General features: G+C 69.6%; 24 protein-coding genes. 10 read left to right on the top strand and 14 right to left on the bottom strand.

The window, feature by feature from the left end; genetic code table 11:
* Position 1: 1 nt before the first annotated feature.
* The 7 genes from H976_RS0110230 to H976_RS0110200 all read right to left on the bottom strand — a co-directional run bounded on the left by H976_RS0110230 (position 2) and on the right by H976_RS0110200 (position 7,588).
* Complete coding sequence (locus H976_RS0110230) at positions 2-748, bottom strand: hypothetical protein (RefSeq protein ID WP_027861459.1); 747 nt, start codon at positions 746-748, stop codon at positions 2-4.
* A complete protein-coding gene (locus H976_RS0110225) occupies positions 745-1,395 on the bottom strand; it encodes a SatD family protein (protein ID WP_036225750.1) in 651 nt (216 codons plus the stop codon). The genes H976_RS0110230 and H976_RS0110225 overlap by 4 nt, the downstream gene beginning before the upstream one ends.
* Positions 1,396-1,438: 43 nt before the next feature.
* Entirely contained in the window at positions 1,439-4,435 is a 2,997-nt protein-coding gene (locus tag H976_RS0110220; protein WP_027861457.1) for a bifunctional [glutamine synthetase] adenylyltransferase/[glutamine synthetase]-adenylyl-L-tyrosine phosphorylase, read from the bottom strand.
* A gap of 93 nt (positions 4,436-4,528) precedes the next feature.
* Positions 4,529-4,894, bottom strand: coding sequence for an STAS domain-containing protein (locus tag H976_RS0110215; RefSeq protein WP_081682815.1), 366 nt, complete (start codon positions 4,892-4,894; stop codon positions 4,529-4,531).
* A gap of 72 nt (positions 4,895-4,966) precedes the next feature.
* The gene (locus H976_RS0110210; RefSeq protein WP_027861455.1) at positions 4,967-6,304 is read right to left on the bottom strand and encodes a glutamine synthetase family protein; all 1,338 of its coding nucleotides are present in this window, start codon (positions 6,302-6,304) and stop codon (positions 4,967-4,969) included.
* A 37-nt stretch (positions 6,305-6,341) separates the two neighbouring features.
* A complete protein-coding gene (locus tag H976_RS0110205) occupies positions 6,342-6,926 on the bottom strand; it encodes a helix-turn-helix domain-containing protein (protein ID WP_036225747.1) in 585 nt (194 codons plus the stop codon).
* Complete coding sequence (locus H976_RS0110200; protein ID WP_027861453.1) at positions 6,923-7,588, bottom strand: cyclase family protein; 666 nt, start codon at positions 7,586-7,588, stop codon at positions 6,923-6,925. The genes H976_RS0110205 and H976_RS0110200 overlap by 4 nt, the downstream gene beginning before the upstream one ends.
* 90 nt (positions 7,589-7,678) lie before the next feature.
* On the opposite strand from H976_RS0110200, the gene H976_RS25655 reads away from it, so the two are divergent.
* Genes H976_RS25655 through H976_RS0110185 form a run of 3 tightly spaced genes read left to right on the top strand, consistent with a single transcriptional unit; the run spans position 7,679 to position 10,624 of the window.
* Complete coding sequence (locus H976_RS25655; protein WP_081682814.1) at positions 7,679-9,271, top strand: cytosine permease; 1,593 nt, start codon at positions 7,679-7,681, stop codon at positions 9,269-9,271.
* A complete protein-coding gene (gene speB, locus H976_RS0110190; protein ID WP_036225744.1) occupies positions 9,264-10,235 on the top strand; it encodes an agmatinase in 972 nt (323 codons plus the stop codon). The genes H976_RS25655 and speB overlap by 8 nt, the downstream gene beginning before the upstream one ends.
* Entirely contained in the window at positions 10,232-10,624 is a 393-nt protein-coding gene (locus H976_RS0110185; RefSeq protein ID WP_027861451.1) for a nuclear transport factor 2 family protein, read from the top strand. The genes speB and H976_RS0110185 overlap by 4 nt, the downstream gene beginning before the upstream one ends.
* Here the strand turns inward: H976_RS0110185 and H976_RS0110180 are convergent.
* From H976_RS0110180 to H976_RS0110165, 4 genes are all read right to left on the bottom strand, one after another.
* Positions 10,621-12,087 (bottom strand): MFS transporter, encoded by a 1,467-nt coding sequence (locus tag H976_RS0110180; protein WP_051276637.1) that lies wholly within the window; start codon positions 12,085-12,087, stop codon positions 10,621-10,623. The two genes, H976_RS0110185 and H976_RS0110180, sit on opposite strands and share 4 nt — an antisense overlap.
* Before the next feature lie 130 nt (positions 12,088-12,217).
* Positions 12,218-12,895, bottom strand: coding sequence for a PadR family transcriptional regulator (locus tag H976_RS25650; protein WP_051276635.1), 678 nt, complete (start codon positions 12,893-12,895; stop codon positions 12,218-12,220).
* A gap of 35 nt (positions 12,896-12,930) precedes the next feature.
* Positions 12,931-13,662: a type 1 glutamine amidotransferase gene (locus tag H976_RS25645; protein WP_051276633.1), complete on the bottom strand. Its 732-nt coding sequence runs from the start codon at positions 13,660-13,662 to the stop codon at positions 12,931-12,933.
* 1 nt (position 13,663) lies between these two features.
* On the bottom strand, positions 13,664-15,715 hold the full coding sequence (locus tag H976_RS0110165; protein WP_027861449.1) for an NAD(+) synthase: 2,052 nt from the start codon (positions 15,713-15,715) through the stop codon (positions 13,664-13,666).
* A 39-nt stretch (positions 15,716-15,754) separates the two neighbouring features.
* Between H976_RS0110165 and H976_RS0110160 the strand changes: the two genes are divergently transcribed.
* Together H976_RS0110160 and H976_RS0110155 are read left to right on the top strand one after the other, a co-directional pair.
* Positions 15,755-16,084 (top strand): antibiotic biosynthesis monooxygenase, encoded by a 330-nt coding sequence (locus tag H976_RS0110160; RefSeq protein ID WP_196804032.1) that lies wholly within the window; start codon positions 15,755-15,757, stop codon positions 16,082-16,084.
* On the top strand, positions 16,084-16,470 hold the full coding sequence (locus H976_RS0110155) for a DUF488 domain-containing protein (protein WP_027861447.1): 387 nt from the start codon (positions 16,084-16,086) through the stop codon (positions 16,468-16,470). Before H976_RS0110160 ends, H976_RS0110155 begins: the two co-directional genes overlap by 1 nt.
* A 2-nt stretch (positions 16,471-16,472) precedes the next feature.
* On the opposite strand, the gene H976_RS0110150 is transcribed toward H976_RS0110155, so the two are convergent.
* Entirely contained in the window at positions 16,473-17,627 is a 1,155-nt protein-coding gene (locus H976_RS0110150; protein ID WP_155918140.1) for a HAMP domain-containing sensor histidine kinase, read from the bottom strand.
* 147 nt (positions 17,628-17,774) lie between these two features.
* Complete coding sequence (locus tag H976_RS30330) at positions 17,775-17,969, bottom strand: ANTAR domain-containing protein (protein ID WP_027861445.1); 195 nt, start codon at positions 17,967-17,969, stop codon at positions 17,775-17,777.
* 183 nt (positions 17,970-18,152) lie between these two features.
* Here H976_RS30330 and H976_RS0110140 point away from each other — a divergent pair, with 183 nt between their 5' ends.
* Together H976_RS0110140 and H976_RS0110135 are read left to right on the top strand one after the other, a co-directional pair.
* Positions 18,153-18,734 (top strand): DinB family protein, encoded by a 582-nt coding sequence (locus H976_RS0110140; protein WP_027861444.1) that lies wholly within the window; start codon positions 18,153-18,155, stop codon positions 18,732-18,734.
* Positions 18,735-18,850: 116 nt separating this feature from the next.
* Entirely contained in the window at positions 18,851-19,537 is a 687-nt protein-coding gene (locus H976_RS0110135) for a hypothetical protein (protein WP_027861443.1), read from the top strand.
* A gap of 1 nt (position 19,538) precedes the next feature.
* On the opposite strand, the gene H976_RS30885 is transcribed toward H976_RS0110135, so the two are convergent.
* Complete coding sequence (locus H976_RS30885) at positions 19,539-19,991, bottom strand: DUF6069 family protein (RefSeq protein WP_255337298.1); 453 nt, start codon at positions 19,989-19,991, stop codon at positions 19,539-19,541.
* Positions 19,992-20,009: 18 nt separating this feature from the next.
* Between H976_RS30885 and panB the strand changes: the two genes are divergently transcribed.
* The 3 genes from panB (at position 20,010) to H976_RS25630 (ending at position 23,923) form a co-directional block, all read left to right on the top strand.
* Positions 20,010-20,882, top strand: coding sequence for a 3-methyl-2-oxobutanoate hydroxymethyltransferase (gene panB, locus H976_RS0110125; protein ID WP_027861442.1), 873 nt, complete (start codon positions 20,010-20,012; stop codon positions 20,880-20,882).
* 107 nt (positions 20,883-20,989) lie between these two features.
* Complete coding sequence (locus tag H976_RS25635) at positions 20,990-22,639, top strand: DUF1800 domain-containing protein (protein ID WP_051276631.1); 1,650 nt, start codon at positions 20,990-20,992, stop codon at positions 22,637-22,639.
* Positions 22,640-22,648: 9 nt separating this feature from the next.
* On the top strand, positions 22,649-23,923 hold the full coding sequence (locus H976_RS25630) for a DUF1501 domain-containing protein (RefSeq protein WP_036225740.1): 1,275 nt from the start codon (positions 22,649-22,651) through the stop codon (positions 23,921-23,923).
* Positions 23,924-23,949 lie beyond the last annotated feature (26 nt).

Raw genomic sequence — 23,949 nt, 5'->3', positions numbered from 1 at the left:
GCTAGCGCGCCAGCAGCACCAGGGAACCGAGGGCGACCAGCCAGCTGACGAAGCTGCCGACGAGGAAGTACTCGGTCAGGCGGTGGATCCACTGCTGCTCGGTCTTCGACTGGAGCTCGGGCCAGCGCAACAGGCCCTTGCCGGCGATCACGATGCTCGCGGCGGTCAGGTGGCCGGTCAGTCCGAGACCGAGGATCAGCACCCGCTCCATCGGCCCGAGCAGGCGTCCGCCCTTGAGCCGCTGCTCGGGGTCCTCCGGGGTGTCGAAGACCATCGGGTTGGTGGTGCCGGTCGTCGCGAGCACGAGGCGGACGAGCACGTTGCCGGTCGAGAGCATCACCAGGAAGGCACCGGCCAGCAGCAGGAACCGGTCGGCCGAAACTCCGCGGAGGGCAGGCACCTGGGTGGCCTCGAGCCAGTCGGCGAGCAGTCCGCCTGCATGGCTGGCCCACGCCGAGCAGAGGATGCCGAGCGCCAGGCCTCCTCCGAGCACGAGCAGCGGCGCCCACGCCGGACCCCACACGTCACGACGCGAGAACGCCCGGGTCACGGTCTGGCCCCACAGCACGACCAGGATCGCGATCACGACGAGGGCGAGGAGGTCGGGCCAGTCCGTCAGTCCGGCCAGCAGTCCGACCCAGACCGCGACGGCCGCGCCGGTGAGCTCGTTGACGACGGGGATCGGCCTGATCGAGTGGGCGAGGTCGGCCACGGCCACACCGATCAGCAGCACCGCGATCCAGCTCATCGAACCTCCTCGAGCAGCTCGTCGGCCAGGGCGACCATGGCGAGTCCGTCGTTGCGCACCCGCTGCGAGACCGCCGAGGCGGAAATGCCCTCGGCCGCAGCGAGCTCGGCCTGGCTGTCGCCGTCGAGCACACCACGGAGCAGCCGCAGCGAACGTTCGGACATCGAGCCAATCATCTGGTCCCGACAGACCAGGGCAGCGTTCACCGCGCCGGGGTCGGGGCCGTCGGTTTCCTCGGCCAGCCGGTACGCCGTACGCATCAGCCGGGTGCCGGCCCTGGACGCATCGGCCTTGACCGCCTCGATGGCCGCCCGCGCCACCCACCACCCCGGACCGTCCTCGACCCGCGGCTCCTCCGCCAGCACCCCGACCGCTCCCCAGCCGACGCCGTGGCGCAGCTGCACCGGCGCGAGTCGCAGGCGCAACCACAGCGACGCGTGCAGCGCCTCGCCCACGGTGGGGAAGCAGCCCTGGAACTCGTCGGCCACCGTGATCCGCAGGGGTACGACGGGCCGCAGCCGCGTGTTCGCCTCGGCCAGGGTCGTCACGAGCCGCTCGTGCAGTACGGAGCGGTCGGCCGCCACCCGGGACCCCACGATGTCCCCGATCAGCGTCGCCAGCACGGTCGACTGCTTCAGATCGTTCATCTGAAGATAATACCTTACTTCTGTTCAGATGAAGAGAACCTCTTCAGGACCAGAAGATCCGGTCGACGATCCCCCGGGCCCGTCGCGCTGCCCGCAGGTAGTCGTTGACCATCTCGTCGGACTGGCCCGGCTGGTACTGCAGGATGGCCGCCACCGCAGCCCGCTCCCGGGCGTCGCGCGGCAGCTGGTCCGACGGCTTGCCCCGCACCTGCACGGTGGCGTTGCGCGCCCGGCTCGCGAACCGCCAGGCCTCGGCCAGCCCCTCGGCGTCGCCCAGCTCGAGCAGGTCGTGCTCGACCGCCACCTGCAGCGCCTCCAGGGTCTTGGTGGTGCGCATCTCGGGGATCTTCCCGGCGTGCTGCATCTGCAGCAGCTGCACCGTCCACTCGACGTCGGAGAGACCGCCGCGGCCGAGCTTGAAATGGGTCGCCGGGTCGGCGCCGCGGGGCAGCCGTTCGGAGTCCACGCGCGCCTTGATGCGGCGTACCTCCACCACGTCGTTGCGTGTGAGCCCGGCCTCGGGGAACCGCAGCGGATCGATCAGCTCACGGAACCGCGCGCGCAGCCCGGGATCGCCGACGATGGGTGCGGCGCGTAGCAGCGCCTGGGCCTCCCAGACCGCCGACCACTTGCCGTAGTAGGCGGCATAGGAGTCCAGCGTGCGCACCAGCGGGCCCTGTCGACCCTCGGGACGCAGGCCGGTGTCGACCTCGAGCGCGGGGTCTCGTGACTGCGAGGTGAGCAGCCGGCGTACGTCGTTGGCCACCGTCTGTGCCATCGACGCCGCCAGCTGGGTGTCCGCTCCGGGCAGCGGGTCGTGCACGAACATCACGTCGGCGTCGCTGCCGTAGCTGAACTCGTAGCCGCCGTAGCGGCCCATCGCGATGATGGCCATCCGCGTCGGCATCGGCTCGCCCCTGGCCTTCTCGACCGACCGGACGACGGCGGCCAGGGTCGCCTCGAGGGTGGCGCTGGTGACGTCGGTGAGCGCGTAGCCGACCTCCGCGACCCCGAACGGCACGCACAGGTCGGCCACGCTGATCCGCAGCAGCTCGCGGCGGCGTACCGACCTGATCGCGGCGACGGCCTCCTCGGCGTCCTCGCGGCGCTCGGCGGCCGACATCATCTCGCCCTGCGCCGCGTCGCGGGTCAACGGCTCGAGCCGCTCCTGCTCGCCGAGGATGGCGACGCCCTGGGGCTCGCGCTCGAGCAGGTCGGTGGCGTAGCGGCTGGTCGCCAGCACCTGCGCCATCCGCTGCGCGGCCTCGCCCTCGTCGCGCAGCAGGCGGAGGTACCACGGGGTGGCGCCGAGCGCCTCGGAGATGCGGCGGAACCCGAACAGGCCGGCGTCCGGGTCGGGAGCGTCGGCGAACCACTCGAGCATCACCGGCAGCAGCGTCCGCTGGATCTGCGCCGTGCGGGTGACCCCGGCCGTGAGCGCCTCGAGGTGTCGCAGGGCGGCGGTCGGGTCCTCGTAGCCGAGCGCCGAGAGCCGGGCCCGCGCCGCCTCGGGGCTGAGTCGCGCCTCGTCACCGCTGATCCGTGCCACGGCGGAGAGCAGCGGGCGGTAGAACAGCTTCTCGTGCAGCCGGCGTACCTCTCGCTGGTGGAAGTGCCACTGCTTGTCGAGCTCGCGGACGGGTTCCCTGGTGTAGCCGAGGGAGCGGCCGAGTCGGCGCAACGAGGCCTCGTCCTCGGGCATCACGTGGGTACGCCGCAGCTGCTGGAGCTGGATCCGGTGCTCGAGCGTGCGCAGGAACGCGTAGGCGTCGTGCAACGCGCGCCCGTCCTCCCGACCCACGTAGCCACGCTCGGTGAGGCGGGCCAGTGCGCTCAACGTCGTCGGTGGCCGCACCTCCTCGTCGGTCCGGCCGTGCACCATCTGCAGCAGCTGTACGGCGAACTCGACGTCGCGTAGGCCACCCGAACCGAGCTTGAGCTGCCGCTCGGCCTGGTTGGCCGGGATGTGGTCGAGCACGCGGCGGCGCATCGACTGCACCTCCTCGACGAAACCGTCCCGCTCGGTGGCCGACCACACCAGCGGTGCGACGACCTCGACGTACTCACGGCCGAGGGCGAGGTCGCCGGCCACCGGTCGGGCCTTGAGCAGCGCCTGGAACTCCCAGGTCTTGGCCCAGCGCTCGTAGTAGCCGGCGTGGCTGGCCAGGGTGCGCACGAGCGGACCCGACTTGCCCTCCGGACGGAGGTTGGCGTCGACCGGCCAGATGGTGCCCTCGCGGGTGTTCTCCGAGCAGACCTGCATCATCGTCGAGGCGAGCTGGGTGGCGGCGCGCATGGCCACCTGCTCGCCGCCCTCCGATGCCTGCGCGCCCTCGGCCGGCTCAGCCACGAAGATGACGTCGACGTCGCTGACGTAGTTGAGCTCGTGGCCGCCGCACTTGCCCATGGCGATGACCGCGAGCCGGCACGATGACGCCGCCTCCCCCACCTGGGCCCGGGCCACGGCGAGCGCCGCGTCCAGCGTCCCGGCGGCGAGGTCGGCCAGCTCGGCAGCCGCGTCGTCGACGCCGAGGTGGTGCGCCAGGTCTCGGGAAGCCAGCCGCAGCAGCAACCGCCGGTATTCCACGCGCAGCGCGTCGCGGGCCTCGGTCAACGGCAGGGTCGCCACCGGTTGCGGCTCCTCAGGCTCGGCGCCGACGGACCTGAGCAGCGAGGTGCGCAGGGCGTACGCCGGAGGGCGGGTCGATCCGAGCGTCGGGTCGCACAGCTCGTGCCAGTGGTCGGGATGACGACGGAGATGGTCGCCCAGCGCCTGGCTGGCACCGAGCACCGAGAGCAGCCGCATCGAGGTGCCCTCGTCGTCGGCCACCTCCTGCAACAACCGCTCGCGGTCGTCGACGGCGTCGGCCAGGGCGATCAGGGCGGCCAGGGTCTGGTCGGGGTCGGCGCTGCGCCCGATCAGCGGGACGATCGGGGCCGCCACCTCGCCGAGCCCCGCAAGCAGCAGGCCGGCCCGCTCGGGGTCGAGGAAACCGAGACGCACCAGCTTCCCCTGGGTGATGTCCCCTCGCGCTGCCACCCGGCGAATCTATCGAAGGCCCACCCTGGTCACCGCCGGACGTCATACGAAGTGGCTGCTATGGCGACCAGAACGCATGACGTCCCCGGGAAGTCAGGCATCCGTGCCGTCGTGGATGGTCAGCACCTGGTGCAGGCCGGTGATGCGCAGGATGCGCAGCAGGCGCGGGTCGCTGCAGACGAGCTCGAAGGAACCGCCGGTGGCCACCTGCGCCTTGTGGGCCCCGACGAGTAAGCCGAGCCCGGTGGAGTCCATGAACGTGACCCCGTCGAGGTGCACCACGACCCGGTCCTCCCCCTGGACGACGACGTCGTGCAGCCGCTGGCGCAGGAGCGGCGCGGTGTGCACGTCGATCTCGCCGCGGACGGTGACGTTCGCCCCGGACTCGCCGAGCCGGATGTCGGTGTCGAGGACGGTCGGGAGGGCGAAGACCCCTGAGGCGGTGCGCTTGGTCGGCATGCGGGCCACGCTTCCGTGACCAGCAGCATGCCGGTATCCGTACAGGTACTCAGGTCCGACGACCGCGGCTACTCAGATGACCGGCAGCATCCGGTCGCGCTCGAAGGCGGAGACCTGGCCGCGGTACTCCTCCCACTCGGCACGCTTGTTGCGGAGGAAGAACTCGTAGACGTGCTCGCCGAGGGTCTCGGCCAGCAGCTCGGAGTCCTCGGCGATCTTGATCGCGTCGTGCAGGTTCTTGGGCAGCTGCTCGAGACCCAGCGCCTTGCGCTCGCGGTCGTTGAGCGACCAGACGTTGTCCTCGGCCTCGCGCGGGAGCTCGTACTCCTCCTCGAGCCCCTTCATCCCGGCGGCCAGCACGACGGCGTACGCCAGGTAGGGGTTGCACGCGGCGTCGATGGTGCGCAGCTCGATGCGGGTGGACTGGCCCTTGTTGGGCTTGTACATCGGCACCCGCACCATCGCGGAGCGGTTGTTGTGCCCCCACGAGATGTACGACGGAGCCTCGCCCCCGCCGATCAGCCGCTTGTAGGAGTTGACCCACTGGTTGGTGATGCAGGTGATCTCGGTGGCGTGGTGGAGGATACCGGCGATGAAGTTGCGACCGGTCTTGGAGAGCTGGTACTCCGCACCGGCCTCGAAGAAGGCGTTGGTGTCGCCCTCGAACAGCGACACGTGCGTGTGCATCCCTGAACCCGGGTGGGTGGTGAACGGCTTGGGCATGAAGCTGGCCCAGATGCCCTGGCTCAGCGCCACCTCACGTACGACCGTCCGGAAGGTCATGATGTTGTCCGCGGTGGACAGCGCGTCGGCGTAGCGGAGGTCGATCTCCTGCTGGCCGGGACCACCCTCGTGGTGGCTGAACTCCACCGAGATGCCCATCGACTCGAGCATGTTGATCGCCTCGCGGCGGAAGTCGGAACCGCGCGACTGGGCGGTGTGGTCGAAGTAGCCGCTCCGGTCGACCGGGATCGGGTCCTCCCCGACACCGGGTCGTCCCTGGAAGAGGTAGAACTCGATCTCGGGGTGGGTGTAGAAGGTGAAGCCCTTCTCGGCGGCCGTCTGCAGGGTGCGCTTGAGCACGAACCTCGGGTCGGCGTACGACGGGGAGCCGTCCGGCATCATGATGTCGCAGAACATCCGCGCAGTGGAGGGCCCCTCACCCCGCCACGGCAGCAGCTGGAAGGTGCTCGGGTCGGGGTGGGCCAGCATGTCGGCCTCGGTGACCCGCGCGAAGCCCTCGATGGCCGAACCGTCGAACCCGATGCCCTCGGTGAAGGCGTTCTCCAGCTCGGCCGGAGCCACCGAGACCGACTTGAGGTAGCCGAGGACATCGGTGAACCACAGCCGCACGAACCGGACGTCCCGCTCCTCGAGAGCGCGGAGTACGAAGTCTTCCTGCTTACCCATGGGACGGAGCCTATTGGTAGGAGCCGAAGGCGTCAGGTCACGGTGCCGGTGCCAGGATCCAGAGCACCTCGCAGGTGTCCGGACCGGGGTTCCGCCACGTGTGCGGGGAGCTCCCGGGGAAGGTCATCGTGTCGCCGGCGTGCAGCGTCTCCGGGCCGTGCTGGAGCACCACCTCGACGGTGCCGGAGAGCACGTAGGCGCACTCGACGTCCGAGGTCAGCGCGTAGAGCTCCTCGCCACCGTTGCCTCCCGGCTCGATGACGGAGTGGATGACCTCGAGCGCGCTCTGCGTGCCCGGGGTGACCAGCCGCTCGACGGCGCCCTGGCCGCCGAAGTTGATCAGCCGTCCCTCCCCCTTGCGGAGAACCGAGGTGACCGGCGGGTCGAAGAGCTCACCGACGCGCAGCCCGAGGACCTCGCAGACCGCGACGAGCGAGGCGACCGAGGGCGAGACGTCGTCGCGCTCGAGCCGGCTCACGAAGCCCTTGGTCAGACCGGCCGCGAGGGCCACCTGGTCGAGGGTGAGGGAGCGCAGCTTGCGGGCGGCGCGGAGCTTGGCGCCGATCAGCACGGCGGGTCGTTCCTCGACGGGATGGGCCACGCGGGTGCGGATGCTGCTCATGCGCCAAGTTCTATCGCAACGGCCCGCACCGGCCCGCCGTCGGCACCGGTCAGCCGCACCGGCGTGCACACGACCAGGAAGTCGCCCTCGGGGAGTACGTCGAGCCGGAAGTTCTCGCCGATCACCCCGTCCAGGCGGGAGATCAGGTGGTGGCACGGGAAGCCGACCCCGGGGTGGTCGTCATCAGGCGTCTCGTCGATGTTGATCGCCTCGATGCAGAAGGCGCGCACGCCGAGGTCCAGCATCCGCCGGCACGCCTCAGCGCCCAGATAGGGGTGCTCGAAGTACGCCGGAGTGCCGTAGTGACGACCCCAACCGGTGCGAAGGAGCACGATCACACCGGGTCCGAGCCGATCGGCGACCGGCTCCACGTGCTCGAGCCCGATCACCCCGCGCGGCCCCAGGCCGGTCGCGTCGACCACGACGCCCGGGCCGACGAACCGCTCCGGCGGGATCTCGTCGACCCGCAGGCCGTCGGGCTCGAAGTGGTACGGCGCATCGACGTGGGTGCCCGACTGGCTGCCGAGATGGATCTCCAGCAGGTTGAAGCCGTCGCGCTCGATGGTGCTGTGCACCTCGAACCTCGGGGAAGGGTCACCGGGGTAGACGACGGTCGAGCCGTCCACCGGCACCGACAGGTCCACCACGCGATTGACTCTCATGGGCAACAACTATTGCATGTGGGTAAACCTTGGTCTACGGTCCCGGACAACCCGATTCCTCTCGGGCACCCGCCAGCACCTGGAGCCGTGATGAGCATCCCTCTCGACGAGTCCCCGATCGCCCGCCCCCGCGCCACCGAGGTCGAGCAGCACGGGATCGACACGATTCCCGCAGAGCACCGCCACTCCACCCCGTTCGACCTGTTCCGGATCCAGTTCGGCGGCGCGAACACCTTCGCCACGGTCATCCTCGGGACCTTCCCGATCCTGCTCGGCCTGTCGCTGTGGCAGGCGCTGGCGGCGACGGTGGTCGGCGTGCTGGTGGGGTCGCTGTTCTTGATGCCGATGGGACTCTTCGGCCCGTTGACCGGCACCAACAACGCCGTCTCCTCCGGCGCCCACTTCGGGGTCCGCGGTCGGGTGGTGGGTTCGTTCCTGTCGTTGCTGACCGCCATTGCGTTCTACTCGATCTCGGTCTGGGTCAGCGGCGACGCGGTCGTCGGCGCGCTCATCCGCCTCTTCGGCATCTCCGACTCCGACGTGCTGCGTGGGGTCGTCTACGCCGTCCTCGGCGCACTCGTGATCATCGTGGTCGTCTACGGCTACGTGTTCATGCTGCTGGTCAACAAGGTCGTCGTGGTCGGCAACACCGTGATGATCCTGCTGGGCGTGCTCGCCTACTCCGGCAAGATCGACCTCTCCTACAACCCGGGTCCGGACGCCTACGCGCTGGGCAGCTTCTGGCCCACGTTCGTGCTCTCCGCACTGATCGTGATGGGCAACCCGATCTCGTTCGGCGCCTTCCTGGGCGACTGGACGCGCTACATCCCCGAGCGGACCAAGCCCAGCTCGCTCATGCTGGCCACGCTCGCCGCCCAGGCGGCCACCCTGGTGCCGTTCTTCTTCGGGGTCATCACTGCGACGCTCGTCGCGGGCGAGGCCGACTACATCGTCGCGCTGATCAACGCCTCTCCCCTCTGGTACGCCGTGCTGCTGATCGGGGTGGCGTTCCTGGGAGGGCTCTCCACCGGGATCACCTCCCTCTACGGCACCGGCCTCGACTTTTCCTCGGTGTTCCCGCGGTTCAGCCGCGTGCAGGCCTCGCTCTTCATCGGTGCCTTCGCGTTCCTGTTCATCCTCGTTGGCCGGCTGGCCTTCGACCTGATCGACAGCGTGAACGCGTTCATCGGCGCGATCGTCATCTGCACCACGCCGTGGATGGTGATCATGACGCTCGGCTACTTCGTCCGGCGCGGCCACTACAGCGCGGCCGACCTGCAGGTGTTCAACCTCGGCCTGCGCGGAGGTCCGTACTGGTTCGACAACGGCGTGAACTGGCGCGGCATGGCGGCCTGGATCCCGGCGGCGATCGCCGGACTGCTGTTCGCCAACTACCCGCCGCTGATCGAGGGACCGTTCCGCAACGCCGCCGGCGGCGTGGACATCAGCCTGCCGGTGGCGATCGGCCTGGCCGCCGTGCTCTACCTCGCGATGCTGTTCCTCGCCCCGGAGCCGCGCTACGTCTTCGGGCCCGACGGACCTCGCCTGGTGCCGGCGCGGGAGGGCACGCCGACGGAGGTTGTCGAGGACCCGAACGCCTCGTCCCACCGGCAGATCATCCGCAACCGCAAGGCCGAGGCGGAGGCCGTCGAGGAGCTCACGGAGGGCCAGTCGCATGCCTGACTCCCTGCCTCGCATCGTGGAGGGCGACCACGTCGGCCAGGTCGACAACACCCAGGTGCCGCGCTTTGCCGGGCCGTCCACCTTCGCCCAGCTGCCGCGGATCGACGAGGTCGGCTCGGCGGACATCGCGGTCGTCGGGATCCCCTTCGACGCGGGGGTCTCCTACCGACCCGGCGCGCGGTTCGGGCCGGCCCACATCCGTGCCGCGTCCAAGCTGCTGCGTCCCTACAACCCGGCCGTCGACCTCTCCCCGTTCGGCCTCCAGCAGGTGGCCGACGCGGGCGACATCTCGGCCAATCCCTTCTCGCTCGAGGAGGCCGTGGCGGGTATCGAGCGCGCGGCACGGTCTCTGCGAGAGCGGGCCGATCGGCTGCTCGTGCTCGGCGGCGACCACACGCTCGCCCTGCCACTGCTACGTGCGTTGGCGACCGACGAGCCGGTGGCGGTGGTCCACTTCGACGCCCACCTCGACACCTGGGACAGCTACTTCGGTGCGGCGTACACGCACGGCACGCCGTTCCGCCGCGCCTCTGAGGAGGGACTGCTCGACACCTCGGCCTGTGTGCACGTCGGAACGCGCGGTCCGTTGTACGGCGCCCGCGACCTCGTCGACGACAGGGAGCTCGGCTTCGCGATGGTGCCGTCCACGGAGATCGACTCCATCGGCGCCGACGGCGTCGCCGAGCGCATCCGGGCCCGCGTGGGTGACCGGCCCGTCTACGTGTCGATCGACATCGACGTCCTCGACCCGGCCTTCGCGCCCGGCACCGGAACGCCCGAGGCGGGAGGCATGACCAGCCGCGAGCTGCTGGCTGTGCTGCGACAGCTGGCCGGGCTCGACATCGTCGGTGCCGACATCGTCGAGGTGTCGCCGGCCTACGACCACGCGGAGATCACCGGCATCGCCGCGTCCCACACGGCCTACGAGCTGCTCAGTGCGATGGCTCCGAGGAGTGACTCATGACCCCGCTCGCCTTCGCCGAGTCGCTCGTGGACGCCTTCGCGGCGAGCGACGCGACGTCGTACTTCGCGCACTTCCACCCCGATGCCACCTTCCTGTTCCACGACACCCCTGGCCGGATCGAGTCGCGGGCGGCGTACGAGCAGATGTGGGTGGAGTGGGAGCGCGACAACGACTTCCGCGTGGTGGCCTGCGAGTCGACCAACCAGCGCGTCCAGGAGTACGGCGACACGGCGGTCTTCACCCACGACGTGCACACCGTTCGTGAGATCGACGGAGCCGAGGACGAGGTGTTCGAGCGCGAGACCATCGTCCTGCGCCGAGAGGGCGGGACCTGGACGTGCGTCCACGAGCACCTCTCCCCCGACCCCGCCCACGCAGCCAGCGCCTAGGACTCCAACATCTCGGCCTGTGCTCGAGCGTGCTCCTGGACGGCCTCTCGGTCGGGCAGGAACGCCGTCGACACGGCGCAGACGAGGAACCCGCCCAGCACCCACCAGCTGGCGGTGATGTCGGCGTCACGCAGGGCCGCCGGGGTGAACGACGAGATCGCCCCGAAGAAGACCGACCCGACCACCGCGATGCCGAGCGCGGCACCCACCTGCTGGAAGGTGCCGTAGGTGCCCGAGGCCGCACCGGCCTCGGTCTCCGGCACGGTGGCCAGCGCGATGTCGACCAGTGGCACCACCAGCAGCCCCAACCCGATCCCGGCCAGCAGCATCGGGAGCGCCAGGCTCCAGAAGGTCAGGTCGTCGCCCACGTCCTGGATGATGCGCGCGACCCACCAGACCCCGACGGCCTGGAGCAACGCCCCGGCGAGGCAGACGGTCTTGCCGACCTTGAGCCCCAACGGCACCGAGATGCCGGTGCCGACGAAGGCGCCGATGCTGAAGGGCAGCAGCATCAGCCCGGCGTGGAAGGCGCTGAAGCCGAGGCCGGCCTGGACGTAGATGATCGTCACCAGTGAGAACCCGGCCAGCGAGCCCTGGAACACCGACTGGGTGACCAGCCCCGCGCTGAAGCCGCGGTTGGCGAAGAGGTGCATCGGCAGCAACGACGACCCGGTCTGCTGCTCGGTACGACGTTCCACCGCCACGAACAGGACCATCAGCACCGCCGACCCCGCGAGCATCAGCCAGATGCGCGCCGACCAGTCCTGGCTGTGGCCCTCGATCAACGGGAACACGAGCAGGAAGAGGGCCGCGCTGGCCAACAGAACGCCGGGCAGGTCGATCCGCTTGGCGGTCGCGGATGAGGTGTTCGGGACGAACATCCAGGCCAGCACCAGGATCACCAGGCCGACGGGGATGTTGATCAGGAAGATGCTGCGCCAGCCGATCCCGAACGCGTCGTGGGTGATCAGCCAACCACCGAGGAGCGGGCCGATCACGGCCGCCGTACCGCTGACGGCGCCGACGACGCCGAACACCGCCGCACGCTCGCGCGGTGGGTAGAGCACCTGCACGCTGGACAGCATCTGCGGGACCATCATCGCCGCGAAGCCGCCCTGGACGACCCGGGCGACGACGAGCATGTCGCCGTTGGTGGAGAGGCACGCGCCCAGGGACGCCAGGGTGAAACCGCCGACTCCGAGCAGGAACATGGTGCGCCGTCCGACGTTGTCGCCGAGGCGGCCACCGGTGATGAGCAGCACCGCGAAGGTGAGGGTGTAGCCGCTCAGCACCCATTCCAGGTGCGCGGGCGTGGCGTGCAGGTCGTCCCGGATCGAGGGCAGGGCCACGTTGACGATGGTGACGTCGATGAGGTCCATGAACGCGGCGAAGATGAGGATGCCGGTGGCCAGGGCCCTCCGGGGCGCCTGGACCTGCGGGACGGTCGGGTCGATGACGGACACGGGTTCTCCTTGGATGAGGAGCCGCTCGTCTACCCTTGCGAGTGCGAGCCTGGGTCGTGAGCGACTCGGTTTCGAGATCCCCGGTCGATGGCAGTCGGCCGGGGATCACTGCTGTGTGGAACGGGTGCTGCTAGCCCCCTGCGTCGTCGAGGGTCCAGTCGAAGATCCCGGGGAACTCCTCGGCGAGCTTCTGCTGGAGGTCGTCCCCCGAGTGCCCCGCCTCGCGGAGCTCGTGCAGGCGGGCCCAACCCTCGAGGCCACCGAGGCGACCCGAGGAGATCTTCTCGAGCAGGGACCGGACGTACGCCGACTCGGCCTCGCGCATGTGCTGTGCGTACTCACCCTCGACGGTGAAGATCTCGGGGAACCCCTCCGGCATCATCGCGCGCAACCCGTTGGACTTCGCGGACTCCTTGGCCAGCGCCTCCAGTCGCTGGCGCAGCATGTCCTCGACGACATCGGGAGGGATCGCTCCCATCAGCGAGAGGGCTGCCTCGAAGTCGGTGAACTGCGGCGAGGGGTCGCGCAGCATCTCGGCCAGCCACTCGCGCATGGCGTGCTCTCCCTCGGGGGTCAGCGCGTAGATGGTGCGCTCCGGACGGTTGCCCTCGCGCCGGGTCTCGCCGGCCTCGACCAGGCCCTTCTTGCGCAGCGACTCGACCACGGCGTACAGCGAGCCGTAGTTGAGCTTGATGCTCTCCTCCTTGCTGCGGTGGCGCAGCGTGGTGGACATCTCGTAGGGGTGCATCGGCTTCTCGTAGAGCAGGGTGAGCACGGCCAGCGCGAGTGCGTTCGCGGGTCGTTTCACGGGTCACCTCTTCACCTGCTCGGACTGCGATTACTCTAGATCAAGTATTCGTTATGGAGCAAGTTCTGGGCAAGTGTCGCCAGGGCCGTCGCGAGCGGTCGCCAGCCCGCCTCGAGCTGGGCCCGCGCGGCGACGATCCTGGAGAGCACGTCGTCGAGGACGCCCTCGGCGTAGCGGTCCGGGTCCTCCTCGGCCCAGGTGGCGAGGATCTGCTCGTCGACCTCCGGGTGCAGCTGCACCCCCCAGACCCGGGTCGCGAACCGGGCGACCTGGAGCTCTCCGCCGGGAGCGGTCGCCAGCGTCTCGGTGCCGTCAGGCGCGCGCGTCACGATGTCGTCGTTCCAGTGGATGCCGACCCCCGCTTCGACGAGACCGGCCGTCAGCTCGTCACGGGGCGCCGCTGCGGTCCAGCCCATCGGCAGGAGCCCGAGCTGCTGCCCGTGCGGGTTGCGGGCCACCTCGCCACCCAGGGCCGACGCCGCCAGCTGGTGGCCGAGGCAGATCCCGAGGGTGGGGGTGCCGCGGTCGGCGGCGTCACGGATCAGCGCCTTGGTGGCAGTGAGCCAGGGGTGCTCCGCGTCGTCATCGGCGCCCATCGAGCCGCCGAGGACCAGGAACGCGTCGTGGCCGGTGAGGTCGTCGGGCAGCTGGTCACCGGCGTACGGGCGTCGTACGTCGAGCGCGCAGCCGGCCTCGACCAACCATTGCCCGACCAGCGCCGGTGGGCAGTCGTCCTGGTGCTGGACGACGAGGACTCGCGCAGCCATCTCAGTCGCGCGGGACGTTCTCGAGCTCGGCCAGCCAGGCTGCGGGGCTGGCGTCGCTCGGCATCCGCCAGTCGCCGCGGGGCGACATGGTGCCGCCCGGGCTCACCTTCGGGCCGTTGGGCAACGCCGAGCGCTTGAACTGGCTGGCGAAGAAGCGCCTGACGAACACCTCGAGCCAGTCGCGGATCTCCCCGAGGTCGTACGACGGTCGCCGATCCTCGGGGAAGTTCGGGGGCCACTCCCCCGTCGCCGGGTCTGACCAGGCGTGCTCGGCCAGGAAGGCGATCTTGCTCGGACGGGCGCCGTAGCGCAGCACGTGGAAGAGGGAGAAGTCGTGCAGCGCGTAGGGGCCGATCGTCCCCTCGGTCGACTGCGGCTGCTCGCCCTCGCGCGTCGGCACCAGCTCGGGAGTGATCTCCTGGCCGACGATCCCGGTCAGCAGCTCGTTCACCTCGTCGCCCGTCTGGCCGAGCTGCTCGCTGTCGACCACCCACCGGATGAGGTGCTGGATCAGGGTCTTCGGGACACCGGCGTTGACGGTGTAGTGCGACATCTGGTCGCCGACGCCATAGGTGCACCACCCGAGGGCGAGCTCAGAGAGGTCGCCGGTGCCGAGCACGATTCCCCCACGCTGGTTGGCGATCCGGAACAGGTAGTCGGTACGCAGGCCGGCCTGGACGTTCTCGAAGGTGACGTCGTAGACCTCCTCGCCGTTGGCGAACGGGTGCCCCATGTCGGTCAGCATCTGCTGGGCGGCCGGGCGGATGTCGAGCTCCTCGAAGCTGACACCGAGGGCCTTGGAGAGCCGGGTGGCGAGGGACTTGGTGGCGTCCCCGGTCGCGAACCCCGGCATGGTGAAAGCCAGGATGTCGCTGCGCGGCCGATCCAGCCGGTCCATCGCCTTGGCCGCGACGATCAGCGCATGGGTCGAGTCGAGCCCGCCCGACACTCCGATGACGACCTTGGGGTGGCCGATCGCCCGTAGCCGCTGCTCGAGCCCCGAGACCTGGATGTTGTAGGCCTCGTAGCAGTCCTGCGCCAGCCGCTCGACGTCGTCGGGCACGAACGGGAACCGGTCGACCTTGCGGCGCAGTCCGATGTCACCCGCGGGCGCGTCGAGAGCGAACTCGATCTCGGCGTACTCCTCGAGCTCGACGCCGAACGCGCGGCGGTTGTCGTCGAAGGTGCCCTGACGCAGTCGTTCCTGACGGATCCGGTCGAGGTCCACGTCGACGACCGTGCGTCGCGAGCCCTGGGGGAAGCGCTCGGTCTCGCCCAGCAGGTCGCCGCACTCGTAGACCATCGTCTGGCCGTCCCAGGAGAGATCGGTCGACGACTCCCCCTCGCCGGCTGCGCTGAAGGCGTACGCCGCCAGGCACCGCGCGCTGGCCGAGCGCACGAGCAGCCGACGGTCCTCCGCCCGGGCGACGGTGATCGGCGACCCGGAGAGGTTGGCCAGCACGGTGGCGCCGGCCAGAGCGGCGTGCGAGCTGGGAGGGATGGGCACCCACATGTCCTCGCAGATCTCGACGAACAGCGTCAGGCCCGGGACGTCACTCGCCCGGAAGACGAGGTTGCGGCCGAACGGCAGCTCGTCGTGGCCGGCCACCGTGATGGTCCCGCCGAGCTGGTCCTCGGCAGCAGCGAAGTAGCGGTGCTCGTAGAACTCCCGGTAGTTGGGCAGGTGCGACTTGGCGGGCACCCCGAGGATCTCCCCACGGTGGATGACGACCGCGCAGTTGTAGACCCGGTTGTCCTTGCGCAGCGGTGCCCCCACGACCAGCACCGGCCGCAGGTCCTTGCTGGCCTCCACGATGTTGGCCACGGCCGCGTCGACCGACTCGAGCAGCACGTCCTGGAGGAACAGGTCGTCGACGGAGTACCCGCTCAGGCACAGCTCGGGGAAGATCGCGACGGCCACGCCCTCGTCGTGGCAGGCGCGCGCCTCGGCCAGCACCGTCGCAGCGTTGGTCGCCGGGTCGGCGATCGCCACCGGCACCGTGCAGGCGGCGACCCGCGCGAAGCCGTGCGCATAGGCGGAGTTGAAGTCCACGTCACCAGTGTTACAGACGAGATGTCCGAGAATGGGGTCGTGCAGCCGATCGCGCAGACCCCGGACCCGCCGTACACCGCGGTCATCTTCACCAGCACCCGCACCGAGGGTGACCAGGGCTACGGCCAGATGTCGTCACGCATGGACGAGCTGGCTCGGCAGCAGCCCGGCTACCTCGGTCACGAGTCCGCCCGCGACGACGGCGTCGGCATCACCGTCTCCTACTGGGTCGACCACGCCGCGGCCGCCGCGTGGAAGCAGGTGGCCGAGCACCTCGTCGCCCAGCAGCGCGGCCGCTCCACGTGGTACGCCGACTACACGGTCCGCATCGCCACGGTCGACCGGGACTACCCGATGCGGAGCGAATGATGGCGGTGTCCGTCGTACGCCTCGGCACGCCGAGAGGTCTGGACGAAGGCCTACGGATCGGGACCGTACGACGCCCGCCGCGCGGCGTACCCAAGAAGGAGTTCGCCAGCCGCGACTTCTACGACGCCTGGCTCCCGGAGCTGGCGCCGAGCGCAGAGCTGGTGTCGTTCGCGCTGGCCGCCGAGACCGACGCGCAGTGGGCGACCTTCACCCGCCGCTACCGCAAGGAGATGTCCACTCCCACGGCCCGGCACCTGCTCGACCTCGTCGCCGCGCTCTCGCGGGACTCGGACATGGCCGTCGGCTGCTACTGCGAGGACGAGACGCGCTGTCATCGCTCGGTCCTGCGAGAGCTGCTCGCCGAGCACGGCGCCGAGCTGGCGTGACGTCAGTCGGGCACGCGGGCGAGAGGCAGCACGGCCGTGAAGGTGCTCCCGACTCCTGGCGTGCTCACCGCATCGAGGTGACCCCCCATGAGGTCGACCAGGTCGCGGCAGATGGCCAGCCCGAGACCGACACCGTCGTGGACCCTGGTCGCCGACGGGTCGACCTGGGTGAAGGAGTCGAAGAGGAACTCCAGGTGCTCGGGGGAGATCCCGATGCCGGTGTCGGTGACGGTGAACCTCACCCCGACCGCACCGTCCCCACCGCCGGGTGCGGTGGGAGCGCTCGGGCTCACAGTGACGTCCACGGTGCCGGAGTCGGTGAACTTCAGCGCGTTGTCGACCAGGTTCGAGAGCATCTGGAAGACGCGCAGCGCGTCGCCCACAGCGCTGGTCGGCAGCGCCGCGTCCAGGGTGGTCCGCAGCTCGACAGCGCTGCCAGTGGCGCGCGGCTGGGCCCACTCCAGGAGCTCCTCGAACATCTCGGCGAACCGGAACGGGGCAGGGTGGAGGGAGAGCTTGCCGGCCTCGAGCCGGGAGAAGTCGAGGATGTCGTTGACGAGATGCAGCAAGCGCTTGCTGTTGCGCTGCACCATGCCGCTGAGCTGCCCCTGGTCGGGGTCCAGGTCGGTCTCGAGGAGCATCTCGGTGGCACCCATGATCATGGTCAGCGGCGTACGGACCTCGTGGCTCACGTTGGCCAGGAACAGCGTCTTGGCGGTGTTCGCCGCCTCCAGGCTGCGGTGCATGCCGTTGGCCTCGGTCACGTCTTCGGTGATGCCGTGCACGCCGACCACCTGGTCGGAGACGACCACCGGGACCGCCGTCAGCTTGATCTCGCGGACCGTACCGGTCGCGGTGACCAAGCGGGCCTCGAGCAGCTGCGGGACCCGTTCCTTCACCGCCGCGAACGCCTTCTCGGTGGCCTCGACGTCGTCGGGATGGACGATGTCGTGGTAGTCGATGTCGAGCAGCTCGGCCAGGCTGTGGCCGGTGAGCTCCTCCAAGGCATTGTTGGCGTCGGTGAGGTGACCGTCCAGGTCCAGGGAGAAGACACCGTGCGGGCTGTAGGCGAACAGCGACCGGTACCGGTCGGCTTTCTCGGCCAGAGCACGCTCAGACGCGCTCAGGGCAGCGTCGGCGTTCGGTCCCTCTGTCATCGCGGTCACCCGAGCCCTCGCCGTGGCCGGCCCACAGGTGGCGGGAAACGCACGCCGCTCATGGTCCTCCTCGCTGCATCTCACGGCAATCACCTCGCCCAGGTCGCTCGGTCCGGGCCAGCGCTCGTGGCCCACCGGGCGGCCAGGTCAGGCGCTCTCCTGCTCGACGACCTCGGCAGCGATCTCGCGCACCTTGGCCTGGGAGCCGGAGGACCGTTGGACCAGCAGCTCGAAGGCGGCGTCCCGGCTCACACCATCGCGGGCCATGAGCAGTTCGACGGCCCGCCCGATGACCGCGCGCGCGCCAAGCGCGTCGGTCGCCTGCTCGTCGTCTCGTGGCAAGAGAAAACCCCCGACTTCCGCAGTTCGCTGATGATGCGCACTGCCGAGGTCCGGGGCAGGTCCCCAGTGAACCACGGGGATTGGCCATCCCCCCGCGCGAAGGGGGTCTTTCCCCTGTGGGCCAGTCCACCGGCCGACTGCCAACGGAAGCGTCCCGGTCATCGCTCTGCCACGCTGGTGCCTGTGATCGATGACTTCGCCAAGGCGTACCTCCACGACGACCTGCGCTGGGTCCGGCAGTCGATCGTGGCCAAGCTGGACGGGCTCTCGGAGTACGACGCCAGACGTCCGCTCACGAGGACCGGTACCAATGTGCTCGGCCTGGTCAAGCACCTGACCTTGTCCGAGGCGACGTACTTCGGTGACATCTTCGGTCGGCCGTATCCCGAGGGGTTGCCGCGGTTCGACGACCCGGGCTTCTCGAACCGCGACCACATGTGGGCCGCGCCGCACGAGTCACGAACCGACGTCGTCGAGGCGTACCAACGAGCCTGCCGGCACGCCGATGCGACGATCGAGGCTCTCCCGGTGGACGCCCCCGGCGTCGTCCCCTGGTGGCCCCAGCCCGACGTGCAGCTGTTCAACGTGCTGGTCCACGTGCTCACCGAGACCAACCGGCACGCCGGCCATGCCGACATCCTGCGCGAGCAGCTGGACGGTGCCACCGGTGCTGACCCGGTCACGACATCGGACGACGACGCGGAGTGGGAGGCACACCGGGCGAAGGTCGAAGAGGCCGCCCGGGACGCCGATTCCCGCGCCTGAGCAGCCACGGGCATCTCAGTCCTCGAAAAGCCGGGTCTCACCGATTCGTCCGCACGGCAATCGTGGGAGATAGTGCTGCCCGCCTGACCTCACATCAATCAAGTCTCGGAGACGTAGTGATCGCGAAGATCCAGCTGTTCACCCTCATCGTCGTGCTCGCCTTCGTGACGGCAGCCTGCGGATCCGACTCCGGTTCCAGCGGTTCGGGCGTCTCGGGGCAGTCCGCCCAGGAGCTGTTGCGCAACGCCAAGTCACAGCTGACGCGCGAGAACACCGTCCGGATCAGCGGCTCCGTGAGAGACAAGGGCAGCAAGATCAAGCTGGACGTGACGTACGCCGGGAAGACTGCCGCGGGCACGGTCGCCCTGAACGGGGCCGGGATACGGCTGTTGAAGTCCAAGGGTCATTCGTACTTCAAGGGCAGCGACGCCTTCTACCGCCAGGTTGCCGGGGAGAACTTCACGCAGTTCAAGCAGGTGGTGCACGGCCGGTGGATCCTCATCGATGAGGGAAGCAAGGACTTCCGGGAGATGGGAGATCTCATCAATCGGAAGACGTTCTTCGGAGGGTTCACCAAGCAGCTCAAAGGCAACCTCTCGAAGGGCAAGGAAGGTCGCGTGGCAGGGGTCGACTGCATCCCGCTGCGCGACGCCTCGGGAACGGTGTGGGTGAACGCCGACGACGGGACCCTCGTGCGCCTCGTGACCGACGACGGACAGGCACTCAACTTCGACTACGACCGCGTGCGGCCGGCCAAGCCGCCGAAGGCCGCAGACGTCTTCGACCTCGCGTCACTCAGCTGAGTCACTCCGTCAGGCCGCGCAGGCTCCTCGACAGGCAGGGGATCATCACGCTCGCCGCGACGAGGTGCAGTCCGATGAGGGTCGTGATCGTGGCGGGAGGTGCCCCGGAGAGCATGGGCGGCACCAGCGAGATCGCCGTGAGCGACGCGGCCGTCCACACGAAGCGCCCGGCCGGACGATCGCTCCAACCCAGGAGAGCGGCCGCGATCACGACGCCGACGACCGAGAAGACCCCCGTCGCGACGACGAAGCCGGGCAACGGGACCACCTCGCCGCCGTCGGGGACCTCGAACTCATCACTCGGGTCATCACTCGGGTCATCACTCGGGTCATCGAGCGGTGTTCGCCGACCACGGCCGCGCAGGTCGCTGTGACCGACAAGACACCGCGCGAGCGTGCGCTGAGGTCTAGCGTTGAGCAAGGTCCGGGGACTCAACCGGGAGCCTCGAGTCACAGCCCAAGGAGCTCGACGATGAGCAACTCACCCAGCGAGGAGACCGCGCCGTACGGATCGGGAGCGGCCCGGGAGTCGACCACGCCGGTCGCGCCGGTGAAGCGGATCCGCACCCAGCACCTGCGCGAGATGAAGGGCCGTGGTGAGCGGTTCGCGATGCTCACGGCGTACGACATGTACACCGCGCAGATCTTCGACGAGGCCGGCATCGAGGTCCTGCTCGTCGGCGACAGTGCCTCCAACAACGTCTACGGCAACGAGACCTCGCTGCCCGTCACGGTCGACGAGCTGATCCCGCTGACGCGCGCCGTCTCGCGCTCGGTGACGAGGTCGCTGGTGGTCGGCGACCTGCCCTTCGGCTCCTACCAGCGCTCCCCCGAGCAGGCCTACGACACGGCTGTGCGGTTCATGAAGGAGGGCGGCGCCCACGCCGTGAAGCTCGAGGGCGGGCGCGAGATGGCCCCCCAGATCGAGCTGCTCAGCCGTGGCGGCGTACCCGTCATGGCGCACATCGGCTTCACCCCGCAGAGCGAGCACGCCCTCGGCGGCTACCGGGTGCAGGGCCGCGGCGAGACGGCCGAGCGGATCCTGGCGGACGCCAAGGCGGTCGAGGCCGCCGGCGCGTTCGCCGTGGTGATGGAGATGGTGCCCGGCGACGTGGCCGGCCAGGTCACCAGGGAGCTGGCCATCCCGACGATCGGCATCGGCGCCGGGGTCGACTGCGACGGCCAGGTCCTGGTCTGGCAGGACGCCTTCGGCATGAGGAGCGGGAAGATGGCCCGCTTCGTCAAGCAGTACGCCCACCTGCGCGGCGTACTCCTCGAGGGGGCACGCAGCTACGCCGACGAGGTCCGCTCCGGGGCCTTCCCGGGGGCCGAGCACACCTTCTGAGGGTCTTTTAGTCCGTTTTAGACTATTTCTCCTGTTTCGCCATCATCGGGGGCGATTGCTGGCCAGACTGGGTGCGCACCGACCACCCACGCCGCGCAGGGATCCCGATGGCCATCTTCAGCGTCTCCGCACGCAAGAAGCGCAAGAAGAAAAAGAAGCGCCACCACGCTGCCAAGAAGCACCCTGCCCCGAAGAAGCGCAAGCCCAGTCCCCCGCCGCAGCCGGCCCCCAAGCCCCCGACCCAACCGCATGCCCCGTCACCGACGCCCGGTACCGGGAGCGGCGGCACCGGCACGGCCGGGAAGACGACCGCGCTCGTCGCCACCGCGCGTGAGCGGCTGTTCCTCAACCGCTTCGGCACCGGCTTCACCCAGGACGCGCTGAAGCAGCTGCGCGCGGCTGGGACCACCGAGGCGTGGCTGGAGCAGCAGATGACCCCGTCATCGGTGGCCGAGGCAGCGAAGGTGGCCGAGGTCGACGGATGGTTCTCCTACCTGTGGGCGCCGGTCACGGCCAAGGTCGCGGCCAACGGCGACGGCTCGATGCCGGCCTGGAAGTACGGCCACAACCTCGGTAACTGGACCATCCTCCGGCGCATCTACTCCCGGCGCTCGGTGCTGGAGACGATGACCGACTTCTGGTTGACCAACCTGCACATCCCCGTCGGGCACGACCGGGCCTGGCTCTACCGTGCCGACTACGACGCGACGATCCGGCAGCACGCCTTCGGCACCTTCGAGGACCTGCTCGTCGCCCTCTCGCTGCACCCGGCGATGCGCCTCTACCTGGACAACTGGTCCTCGGTGAAGAACAAGCCCAACGAGAACCAGGGCCGTGAGCTCCTCGAGCTGCACACGGTCGGTCGTGGCGCCGGCTACACCGAGGCGATGGTCAAGGACTCGGCCAAGATCCTCTCCGGCTACACCGTCGACTGGGGCAAGACCTACGCCGAGAAGTACGACTCCGCCCGGCACACCACCGGGGCCGTGAGCGTGCTCGGCTTCAGCGACCCCAACGCTGCACCCGAGGGGCAGTCCCTGACCGTGGCCTACCTGAAGTACCTCGCCAACCACCCGGCCACGGCCTCGAACCTGTGCCGCAAGCTGGCCACCTACTTCGTCTCCGACTCCCCCTCCGACGGTCTGGTCGCCAGCCTCGCGCAGGTGTACCTCGACTCCGGCACCGACCTGAAGGCCGTGCTCCGCGCGCTCGCGGCCCACCCGGAGTTCCTGACCAGCCAGGGCCAGAGGGTCCGTACGCCGGTCGCGGACATGGTCGCCACCGCTCGGGTGCTCGACCTCGACGCGTTGCCCCCCGATGTCGACGGCTCCTACGCCTACAACGCCAACTGGGCCAACGGCGGGCCGGCGTTGTTCTCCTGGCCACGACCAGACGGCCCGCCCGTGGTCGGCCCGATGTGGTCCTCAGCCTCACGAGTGTTCGCGTCCTTCGACATGCACCTCAGCCACGCCGGCGGTTGGTGGCCGAAGGGCGCGACCTACCGCAGCGCTGTGTCGTGGCTGCCCGCCTCGTCCGTGCGGTTCGACGACTACGTCGAGCACCTGAGCCGGACTTGGCTGGGCCGGTCCGCCGACGTCCGGCTCCAGAAGGTCGCCACCACCGCAGTCACCGGACCCGAGAAGTGGGCGGTGATCACCGCGTCGACCATCGTCGACAAGGACCACAGCCTGGCCCGCTGGCTCTTCCCACGACTGGTGATCGCCCTGCTCGACACCCCTGACCACATGACCACCTGAGGCCCCGAGATGACCGAGAACACTCCCCAGCCCGAGTGCTGCCGCGACTTCGCCCGCGTCTCCGCCTCGCGCCGCACCCTCCTCAAGGGTGCCCTGATGGCTGGCGGCACCATGGCCGTCACCCAGATGTTCGGCGACGCGATGATGCAGGCCACCTTCGCCGGCACCAAGGGTGGGAACACCCTGGTCGTGCTCTCCCTGCGTGGCGGGATCGACGGACTCGGCGTCGTGGTGCCGCACGGAGACCCCGGCTACTACACGGCCCGCACCAGCACGGCGGTACCAAAGGCCTCGCTGCTGGCGGCGGACTCGATGTTCGGGCTGCACCCCAACCTGGCGCCGCTCAAGCCCTTGTGGGACGCCGGCGAGCTGGCCGCCATCCAGGCCGTCGGCCTCGCCGTGCCCAACCGCTCGCACTTCTCGGCCATCGAGGCGGTCGAGGACGCCGATCCCGGCTCGACCGCTCGTTCGGGATGGATCAACCGGATGATCGGGCTGGGCCAGGGCGCCGGCACGCTGGACGGCGTACAGCTGGGCATGAACTTCCCGACCAGCGCCATGATCGGCCCGCGGCAGCTGCTGGCCACCACCGACCTCGACGGGCTCCGGATCAGCGCGACCGACGACGACTACGCCAGTCGCCGCTACGCCTCCCTGGCCACCGCGTGGACCGGAGCCACCGGCTCGCTGGCCTCGGGCGCCGCGGAGGCGGTGTCGATCTCCAAGGGCGCCGGCGCCACGCTGTCGAGCATGGCCGACTCGACGGTGGCCTACCCCACGCAGTGGTACGCGACGTCGTTCGCGGAACCCCTGGAGAGCGCGGCCAAGCTGATCAAGGCCGACCTCGGCACCGACGTGATCGCCATCGACGCCGGCAGCTGGGACCTGCACACCGGCTACGGCAACATCACCTCGGGCACCATGCAGCAGAACATCTCCGGGCTCGCCACCTCGCTGGCCGCCTTCTTCGCCGACCTCGGCACTCGTCGTTCGAACGTGACCGTGGTGACGATCAGCGAGTTCGGCCGACGCGTGGCGGAGAACGGAAGCCGTGGCTTCGACCACGGCTGGGGCAACATGATGCTGGTCGCCGGCGCCGGGGTGAAGGGTCAGCAGTACTACGGCACCTGGACGCCGCTGCAGACCAGCGTCGACGCCGACCTCGCCGTCACCACGGACTACCGCAACGTGCTCGGCGAGATCGTCTCGAGCCGCTTCCCGGATCGCTCGGTCAGCTCGCTGTTCCCCGGCCTCTCCTACAACCCGGTCGGCTTCATGAACTGAGAAGGCCCGACTGCCTCATCCCGTTG

This window comes from Marmoricola sp. URHB0036 (assembly GCF_000426045.1).
Taxonomy (GTDB): domain Bacteria; phylum Actinomycetota; class Actinomycetes; order Propionibacteriales; family Nocardioidaceae; genus Marmoricola.
This window is presented reverse-complemented; position numbering and strand designations above follow the sequence as displayed.